General features: G+C 69.5%; 5 protein-coding genes. 3 read left to right on the top strand and 2 right to left on the bottom strand.

Annotated features, from left to right (window positions below):
- Nucleotides 1–479 precede the first annotated feature (479 nt).
- From VKH46_11090 to ahcY, 3 genes are read left to right on the top strand one after another with little or no spacing between them, the layout of a single operon-like run.
- Nucleotides 480–2,597, top strand: a complete 2,118-nt coding sequence (locus VKH46_11090; GenBank protein ID HKB71379.1) for an EAL domain-containing protein — start codon at nucleotides 480–482, stop codon at nucleotides 2,595–2,597.
- Between the two features lie 19 nt (nucleotides 2,598–2,616).
- Nucleotides 2,617–3,843, top strand: coding sequence for a Xaa-Pro peptidase family protein (locus VKH46_11085; GenBank protein ID HKB71378.1), 1,227 nt, complete (start codon nucleotides 2,617–2,619; stop codon nucleotides 3,841–3,843).
- Nucleotides 3,844–3,902: 59 nt separating this feature from the next.
- Entirely contained in the window at nucleotides 3,903–5,240 is a 1,338-nt protein-coding gene (gene ahcY, locus VKH46_11080) for an adenosylhomocysteinase (protein ID HKB71377.1), read from the top strand.
- Between the two features lie 215 nt (nucleotides 5,241–5,455).
- Here ahcY and lptF read toward each other — a convergent pair whose 3' ends face one another.
- Both lptF and VKH46_11070 read right to left on the bottom strand, forming a co-directional pair.
- Complete coding sequence (gene lptF, locus VKH46_11075; GenBank protein ID HKB71376.1) at nucleotides 5,456–7,756, bottom strand: LPS export ABC transporter permease LptF; 2,301 nt, start codon at nucleotides 7,754–7,756, stop codon at nucleotides 5,456–5,458.
- Nucleotides 7,757–8,097: 341 nt separating this feature from the next.
- Nucleotides 8,098–8,750 (bottom strand): ParB/RepB/Spo0J family partition protein (locus VKH46_11070; GenBank protein HKB71375.1); only part of this gene is annotated, 653 nt, incomplete at its 5' end.

Below are 8,750 nucleotides of genomic sequence, written 5' to 3'. Positions count from 1 at the left end.
ATCCCGCCGGGCTCGCGCCTCGTCGCGCCTTCGGGGGATTCTGAACTGAGTGAGCTTCCTCCTGCATCGACGCAGGCCGGCGCGGCGATGCATCGAGCCGGTCCGCCTCCGCTCTGCCGAGCTACGGCGCGATCGGCTGTGAGTTCGCGCGAGCCGGAGCGGCCGGTCGAAGCCAACAGGATCGCGCCGACTCGTCCCGCCGAAGCTTTAGCGGAGGAGGAAGCTTTAGCGAAGGCGGAGCGGGCGCGTGGCGCCGGCCGGCCGCTCGACGTACGGCATTCCTTACGCCTTCACGGCCGGCCGTCGACCCGCATCCCGCCGGGCTCGCGCCCCGTCGCGCCTCAACCATGACCGTGGGCCATCCTGGGAGCCTCGGCGGCCGTGAGGGGATGCGCGGCTCCGATGATCGATTCTTTGCGTGTCGGTATAATGCGCACACGTCGCTCGAGTGGGGCAATTCGGAGCGGACACCGCCGCCCGTGACCGGCTCGCGCGCCGCAATCGAAATGGGCGCGAACGGATCGAACGAATCGCCGCCGCAACGACGGGAAAACTCCGACGCGCTTCTCGAGATCGCCGGAGACCTGGAGATGGCGTTCTGGGAAGCGGATCCGGAAACGCAGCGTTTCCGCTTCGTCAGCGGCGGCATCGCCCCTCTCCTCGGCTGCTCTCCGGCCGAGCGGAGATGGGAGCCGGAATTCGGCGCGGCGCGGGTGCACCCGGAAGACCGCCCGGCCTACCTCGCCCTGTTTCGCACCCCGGCGCCCGGACGGCTCGCGATCGAGTACCGGGCCTCGACGGACGACGGCCGGGAGCGATGGCTCCGGGACGTCTTCCGTTTCCGCTACGGCGACGTCGGACGCCCCGTCGCGATCCACGGGGCGACGGCCGACGTGACGCCGCGAAAGGACGCGGAGCAGGCCGCCCGCCGCTCGGAAGAGCGGTACCGGTTCCTGTTCGACGAGAGCCTCGCGGGAATCTTCCGGATGACGGAGGAAGGTGCGCTCCTCGACTGCAACGAGGCGTTCGCGCGGATCTTCGGATATCCCTCGCGGGAGGCGGCGATGGCGGGCCGCGAAGGGGAGATGTACTTCGACGACCGCGACCGCGACCGGATCGTCCAGCTCCTCACGGCGGAGGGGAAGGTCTCGCACGCGGAGATGCAGGTGCGCCGCGGCGACGGCAAGCCGATGTGGGTGCTCGGCACCTTCACCCGCCTGACCGCCGAGACCCCTGCCGTGTTCGAGGGGGCGCTCGTCGACATCACCGGCCGCAAGAAGGCGGAGGTCCTGATCGAGTATCAGGCCTTCCACGACGGGCTGACCGGTCTCGCCAACCGCAAGCTGTTCCGCGACCGGCTCGTTCAGGCCCTCGCGGTCGCCCGCCGGAAGCGGCGGCGGCTCGCCGTGCTCTTCTTCGACGTCGATCATTTCAAGCTGATCAACGACCGTTTCGGCCACGAATCGGGAGACCAGCTCCTCCAGGAGATCGCCGTCCGGCTCGTCAAAGCGGTCCGGAAGATCGACACGGTGGCGCGCCTCGGAGGGGACGAGTTCACGCTGCTGCTCCTCGACACGGACACGGCCGACGGCGCGGTGCGCGTCGCGCGCAAGCTCCTGGAGGCGATGGCGCCGCCGTTCTCGATCGGCGGTCGGACGCTCTCGGCGAGCGCGAGCATCGGAATCAGCCTTTATCCGGACGACGGCGACGACGAGGAGACGCTCGTCCGGAACTCGGACGCGGCGATGTACCGGGCCAAGGAGCTCGGCCGCAACAACTGCCAGCTGTACACGCGCGCGCTCCAGGTCCGCGCGATGCGCCGTCTCACGCTCGAGGCCGAGCTCAAGGGCGCGCTGTCGCGCGGCGAGCTCGAGGTGCACTTCCAGCCGCAGGTGCGGGTGGCCGACGGGCAGATCCGGGGCTTCGAGGCGCTCCTGCGCTGGCGCGGGGCGGACGGGAACATGATCTCGCCCGGGGAGTTCATCCCCGTCGCCGAGGAGTCGAACCTCATCCTCGAGATCGGCGAGTGGGTCCTGCGCGAGGCCTGCCGCCGAGCGCGCGAATGGCACGACGCGGGCTTCGCCGACGTGACGGTCGCGGTCAACGTATCCCCGCGGCAGGTCCAGTTCGGCGGCCTCCTCGACATCGTCGGGCGGACGATCGCCGAGTCCGGGATCCGCGCGTCGACGCTCGAGCTGGAGGTGACCGAAAGCGTGGCGATGCAGGACGTCGAGCATACGCGGGCGCTCTTCTTCGCCCTGCGCGGGCTCGGCGCCCGCATCGCGATCGACGATTTCGGGACCGGGCACTCCTCCCTCTCCTACGTCAAGCACCTTCCGGTGCATACGCTCAAAATCGACCAGTCGTTCGTCCGCGACATCCCGGGCAGCTCGGCCGACGAGGCGATCATCGGCGCGATCGTCCACATGGCCGGCGCGCTGCGGCTCCGCGTCCTGGCCGAGGGGGTCGAGACGATCGCGCAGCGGGACCTCCTCGTGCGGCAGAAATGCGGGGAGATGCAGGGCTTCCTCTTCAGCCGGGCGCTGCCGGCCCCCGCCGCGATGGCGCTCCTCCAGGAGGCTTCCGGCCGGGCGTGAGTTCGGATACGCTCCCGCGATGACGCTTCGAACATGGTCCCGGCGATCCCTCCTGGGCGGCGCCGCCGCCGGATTCGCGGCTTCCCTGGTCCCGGTTCGCGCGGGGGAGGGGACCCCCGCTCCGCATGGCCTGGCGCCGCTTCCCGCGCCGCTCCCGAAGGAAGCCTTCCGCGAGCGCCAGGAGAAGGTTCGCCAGGCCCTGGCGCACCGGCGAATCGACGCGCTCTTCGTCACGCCCAGCACGAATCTCCGCTACCTCGCCAACCTGTCGATCGGCCGGAGCGAGCGGCTCACGGCGCTGCTCCTTCCGGCGAAGGGGCCGGCGACCGTCGTCACGCCCTTCTTCGAGAGGCCGCGGTCCGAGAAGACGGGGGCCTTCGACCGCATCGAGACGTGGCAGGAATCGGAGGACCCCTTCGCTCTCTGCGGCCGCATCCTCGGCACGGGCCGGACCGTCGCCGTCGAGGGATCCACCGCGCTCCACACGGCGGAGAGCCTGCGGGCGTCGGCCGGCGCGGTGCTCCGCGACGGGACCGAGATCCTCGACGCGCTGCGCTCGGTCAAGTCGGAGGCGGAGCAGGGCTTCATCCGCGCCGCCGGGATCCGCACGGTCGCCGCGATCGAAGCGACGTGGGCGCGGCTGCGCGCCGGAATGACGGAGACGGAGGGCGCGCGGATCCTCGCGGAGGAGTTCGCGCGCGTCGGCACGCCTTCGGACGGCCTCGTGCAGTTCGGCCCGTCGAGCGCGCTGCCCCACGGCGGCCCGGGCGGCCGGCGGCTCGCGCCGGGCGACGTGGTGCTGATCGACTGCGGATGCGAGGTCGAGGGGTACACCTCCGACATCACCCGCACGGCGGCGTTCGGCCGCGCGGCCGACAAGGTCAAGCGGGTGTACGACGTCGTCGAGCGCGCGCAGCGCGCGGGCATCGCGACGCTCGCCGCCGGCGTCCCGTGCGAAAAGGCCGACGCGGCGGCCCGGAAGGTGATCGTCGACGCCGGGTTCGGCCCCTACTTCACGCACCGGGTCGGCCACGGGCTCGGCATGGACGGGCACGAGACGCCGTACCTCGTCGCGGGCAACGCCCGGCCTCTCGTCGCCGGCAACGTCGAGACGGTCGAGCCCGGGATCTACCTCCCGGACGAATTCGGCGTCCGGATCGAGGACGACTTCGCCGTGACCGCCGGAGGGCGTCAGAGGCTTTCCCCGGAGGCGGCCGGATCCGGACTCCGAATCCTGCCGGCGTGACCGGCGCGGCCCGGCGCATCGTGTAATATCCCGGGGTTTCGTCGAAAGGAACGCACACGATGCCCACGCAGGTCGCCTCGCACGTCAAGGACGCCTCGCTCGCGCCGAAGGGCCGCCTTCGGATCGAATGGGCGGACAAATCCATGCCGGTCCTCGCGCAGATCCGCGCCCGGTTCGAGAAGGAGAAACCGCTCCGCGGCATCCGGCTCTCCGCCTGCCTCCACGTCACGACCGAGACCGCGAACCTCGCGCGGACGCTGACCGCCGGGGGAGCCGACCTCGTGCTGTGCGCGTCCAACCCGCTCTCGACCCAGGACGAGGTCGCGGCCGCCCTCGTCGAAGACTTCGGCGTCTCGGTCTTCGCGATCAAGGGGGAGGACCACGCCACCTATTACGAGCACATCCGGGCGGCGCTCGCGCACCGGCCGAACATCACGATGGACGACGGGGCCGACCTCGTCTCCTCGCTCCTCTTCCTCGCCCTCGGCAAGGACGAGGACGTCGACCCGGTCGTCCGCGAGTGGGCGCGGTCGCTCTCCACGGCGGACCGGCGCGCCCTGCTGGAAGGGATCGTCGGCGGCACCGAAGAGACGACGACGGGGGTCGTCCGGCTCCGCGCGATGGAGAAGGCCGGGGTGCTGAAGTTCCCGGTGATCGCGGTCAACGAGGCGCGGACGAAGCATTTCTTCGACAACCGCTACGGCACCGGGCAATCGACGCTCGACGGCGTGATCCGCGCGACGAACCTCCTGATCGCGGGCTTGAACGTCGTCGTCGCCGGGTACGGATGGTGCGGCAAGGGCGTCTCGATGCGGGCGCGCGGGCTCGGGGCGCACGTGATCGTGACGGAGATCGACCCGACGAAGGCGATCGAAGCGGCGCTCGACGGGTTCCGGGTGATGACGATGGACGAGGCCGCCGCGATCGGCGACATCTTCATCACGGTGACCGGAAACAAGGGCGTGATCTCGGGCGCCCACTTCTCGCGGATGAAAGACGGCGCCGTCGTCTGCAATTCCGGGCACTTCAACGTCGAGCTCGACATCCCGGCGCTCGAGAAGCTCTCCCGCGCGCGCCGGCCCGTCCGCGATTTCGTGGAGGAGTTCACGCTCGAGGGCGGCCGGAAGGTGTATCTCCTCGCCGACGGGCGCCTGATCAACCTCTCCGCGGCCGAAGGCCACCCGGCTTCCGTGATGGACATGTCGTTTGCGAACCAGGCGCTCGCGGCCGAGCACATGGTCAAGAATCACTCGACTCTCGAGAACCGGATCTACGAGGTTCCCGACGAGATCGACCGGGAGATCGCCCGCCTGAAGCTCGCCGCGATGGGAATCCGGATCGACACTCCGACGCCGGAGCAGGTGAAGTACATGAATTCCTGGGAAGAGGGGACCTGAGCTTCTGATCGGGAGCGTCGATCCGGGCTCACGAATTTCGAAATTCGAATATCGAAGCGCGAAACGAATTCGAATGATCGAAGGCTAGAACTCCGGACAGACCGGGAACGCTCCGGGATCGATTTTCCCTCGGCGGTGAAGCCTGTGGGCCGTCCCCGAGTTTCGGGTTTCGAATTTGTTTCGGATTTCGAGCTTCGGATTTCGGGCTTTCCTCTTCACGTCCTCACCGTTGTCATCCGGTACCCGGCAAATATCAGAAAGATGAGATCCGGTCCCCACGCCGCGAGCAGGGGAGGCAGCGAGCCCACCTCTCCCAGGCGCGTGAAGAGCGAGGCGGCCACGAGGAAGATCATCCCGGCGGCGAGCCCCACGCCGATTCCCGTGAGCGTTCCCCGGCGGCCGATCGAGAACGCGAAGGGGAGAGCGAGGCAGGCCAGCACGATCGTCTGAGCCGCCGCCGCGGGCTTGCTCGCGAGCGCCGTCGCGAGCGGCGCGACCGGGTAGCCGCTCCGCGAGAGGCGCTCGACGTACCGGGAGAGCGCCCGGTAGCGCATCTCGTCGGGGCGCCTTCCGACCCGCTCGAAGAGCCGCGGCGAATCCGCCGCGACCCGGAGCGTTCCGAAGGGCGCAAACGACGTCTCCGCGCCGCCCGAGAACGTCCGCCGCCACCCGTCGTGAAGCCTCCACGCCGAGCCGTCCCATTCCGCCGTCGAGGCGGTCGTCCGCGCGACGAGGTGGAAGTCGCGGTCGAATTCGAAGAGCGACGGGCGCCAGAGCCTCCGCGCCCCCGCCTCGTACGTGTCGAAGTTCCAGATCCGCGACCCGTCGCCCCCGAGCGCCCACGTCCCTCCGCTCGGCATCGCGGCGGCGCGCTCCGTGCGTCCCTTGATCCGGTCCAGCAGTCGGTGCGACTCCCGGTTGGCGCCCGGCAGGACGTACTCGCCCGTCCAGAACGCGGCCCCCGCGGCCGCGACCGCGAGGACGAGGATCGGCACGCCGAGCCGTGGCAGAGCGACGCCGCACGCCTTGAACGCGGTGTCCTCGCCGTGCCGGGAAAGCGCCGAGAGCGCCACGAGCGCCGCGAGCATCACGCAGAACGGCAGGATCTGCACGAGGATCGGCGCGAGCATCGCCCGGTAGTAGTCGGCGACGACGGCGGATGGAATGCGCCGCTTCAGGATGTCGTCCGCGTGGTCGGAATAGTCCACGAGCACGTAGAGGAAGGTCACCGACGCGTAGATGGCCGCCAGAGCGGCGAGAAAAGGGGAGAGGACGTACCGGTCGATGCGCGTCGGAAACCGCGCGAGCCCGGACCCGGCCGACGAGCCGGCGGCCGGCTCCTCCGCCGGCGCCGCCCCCGCCTCCCTCCGGCGGGCCCTCCATCGGCGCCATCGCTCGGCCCACGAGAGGCGCTCCCGCTCCGGCCGCAGGAAGAGGAATCCGCCGAGGATGGCCAGCAGCGCGTTGGGGAGCCACATCGCGAGCGCCGGGGACATCCGGCCGTCCTCCGCCCAGTTCTCACCGGTGTTGAAGAGGAGGTAGTACGCGAGGATGATCGCGAGAGAGACCGCGAAGCCGCTCCCGCGGCCCCCGCGGCGGTTCGTGATCCCGAGGGGGAGCCCCACGAGCGCGAACACGAGACAGGCGACGGGGATCGCGAACTTCTTGTGGATCTCGACCTGGAGCAGGCGGTGCCGCTCCGGAGAGAACGCCGGGCCCCGCACGTTGCGCCAGAGCTCGGCCAGCGTCTGGAGCCGCACGCCCTTCTCGATCCGCTGTCCGGGGCCGGAACGGTCGCGGCTCTCGTGGACGAGGATGCTCAGCCGGTCGCTGTGGTTGAGACGGTACACGCGCCGGTCGAGCCGCTCCGTGGTGTGCTGGATCGCCCCGGACAGATCGAGCCAGAGCCGCCGCCCGTCGAAGCGGAATCGCCCCTCTCGCGCGACGATCACCGATTCACGGTTCGCGTCGGTACGGTCGTCGAGGAAAACCCCCCTCCACCCGGCGGCGCCGGGGAGGTCCCGGTCGACGAACATCACCCAGTCCCACTCCGTGCGCGGCTCGGTGAAGACCCGCGGCCGGACCATCTCGAGCGCGGCCGACGCGAAGAGACGGCTCTCCATCCGTTCCAGGCGGTCGTTGGCGGTCGGGTAGCCCCACATGCTGAGGAACGCGACCAGGACCGCGAGCCCGGCACCCGCGAGACCGACGGGAAGGAAAAGCCTCGTGCGCGACACTCCCGAGGCCCGGAGCGCGACGATCTCCGAATCGCCCGACAGCCGCCCGATCCCGATGAGGATCCCGAACAGGAAGGCCATCGGAATCGTGAGGACGAGCACCTGCGGCAGGGTCAGGAGGAGCAGATCGCCCACGACGGCCGCCGGAACTCCGCGCCGCACGATCATCTCGGAGAGCTGGACGAGGGAACGCAGGAGGAGAAGGAACGTGTAGGCGGCAAGCCCGAGGCCGAACGGCGGAACGATTTCCCGCAGCACGTTGCGCGTGATCAGACGCATGGGTGCCGGCAGTCTAGAAGAGACGCGCGGTGCGCGATAGGGGATCGGGATGAGGCGCGAAAGGGCGGGCCGGAGGGCGGGCCGCAGCAGGCTTACAGCGTCCGATAAGATATATTATGTAAAATAGGCAAACCGAAGCAGCGCGCTTCCGGCAGGATGCATCCTCGGCCGGTTTGCCTATTTCTACATAATATTGCCGGCGATACTCGGTATCCCCCTATAGCGATGCCCATGTACCCGTCAGCAATTCGGATCGGGGCTTGTGACGATCTTCCCGGAAGCCGGGCGACGCATGACCACCGATTCCTGACGCGCCGACCGTCCGCGCCCGGACGCCCGCCTCAGGTTTTCTTCTTGAGATCGATCTCGCCCTTGCGGATCTCCTCGATGATCTTCTGGAGCGCTTCGACGACCTCATCCTTGCCGACCCGGCTGCGGTTGAACGCCAGGCTCAGGCGAAACGGCGAGTTCTTCGGCGCGTAGCGGAACTGGAACGGGCGGGCGCGCCGAGGCTCCTCCTCCGATTCCTTCTTCTGCTGGCGCAGCGCCTCCCGGGTCGCGCCCGCGACGATCGCGCGGATTCTCTTCTCCATCTCGTCGCGGTCTCCGGCGCGGGCGACGTCGAGGAGCAGCGACTTCGAGTGAATGTCGGCGCGCCGACATTCGTCGCGGAGGTCTTCCGGAATGCGCAGGAGGGAGAGCGCCTCGGTGACCGAGACGCGCGATTTTCCGAGGGTCTCGGAGACGTGCTGGTGCGTGTAGCCGTGCCGGTCGATCAGCGACTGGAAGCCCTCCGCTTCCTCGAACGGGGTCAGGTCCTTCCGGTGGAGGTTCTCGATCAGGGCGATCTCGAGGACCTCGTTCTCGGGGACGTCGAACTCGATCGTCGGGACCTCGGTGAGCCCCGCCTCGAGGGCGGCGCGGAAGCGCCGCTCCCCGGAGATGATCTGGAAGCGGCCGTCGGCCGTCGGCCGGACGAGGATCGGCTCGAGGA

This window comes from Thermoanaerobaculia bacterium (genome assembly GCA_035260525.1).
Taxonomy (GTDB): domain Bacteria; phylum Acidobacteriota; class Thermoanaerobaculia; order UBA5066; family DATFVB01; genus DATFVB01.
This window is presented reverse-complemented; position numbering and strand designations above follow the sequence as displayed.

Bases quoted from the DNA above. Each gene is read 5' to 3' on its own strand.
- VKH46_11085 (HKB71378.1), top strand. From the start codon at position 2,617: ATGACGCTTCGAACATGGTCCCGGCGATCCCTCCTGGGCGGCGCCGCC.
- ahcY (HKB71377.1), top strand. From the start codon at position 3,903: ATGCCCACGCAGGTCGCCTCGCACGTCAAGGACGCCTCGCTCGCGCCG.
- lptF (HKB71376.1), bottom strand. From the start codon at position 7,756: ATGCGTCTGATCACGCGCAACGTGCTGCGGGAAATCGTTCCGCCGTTC.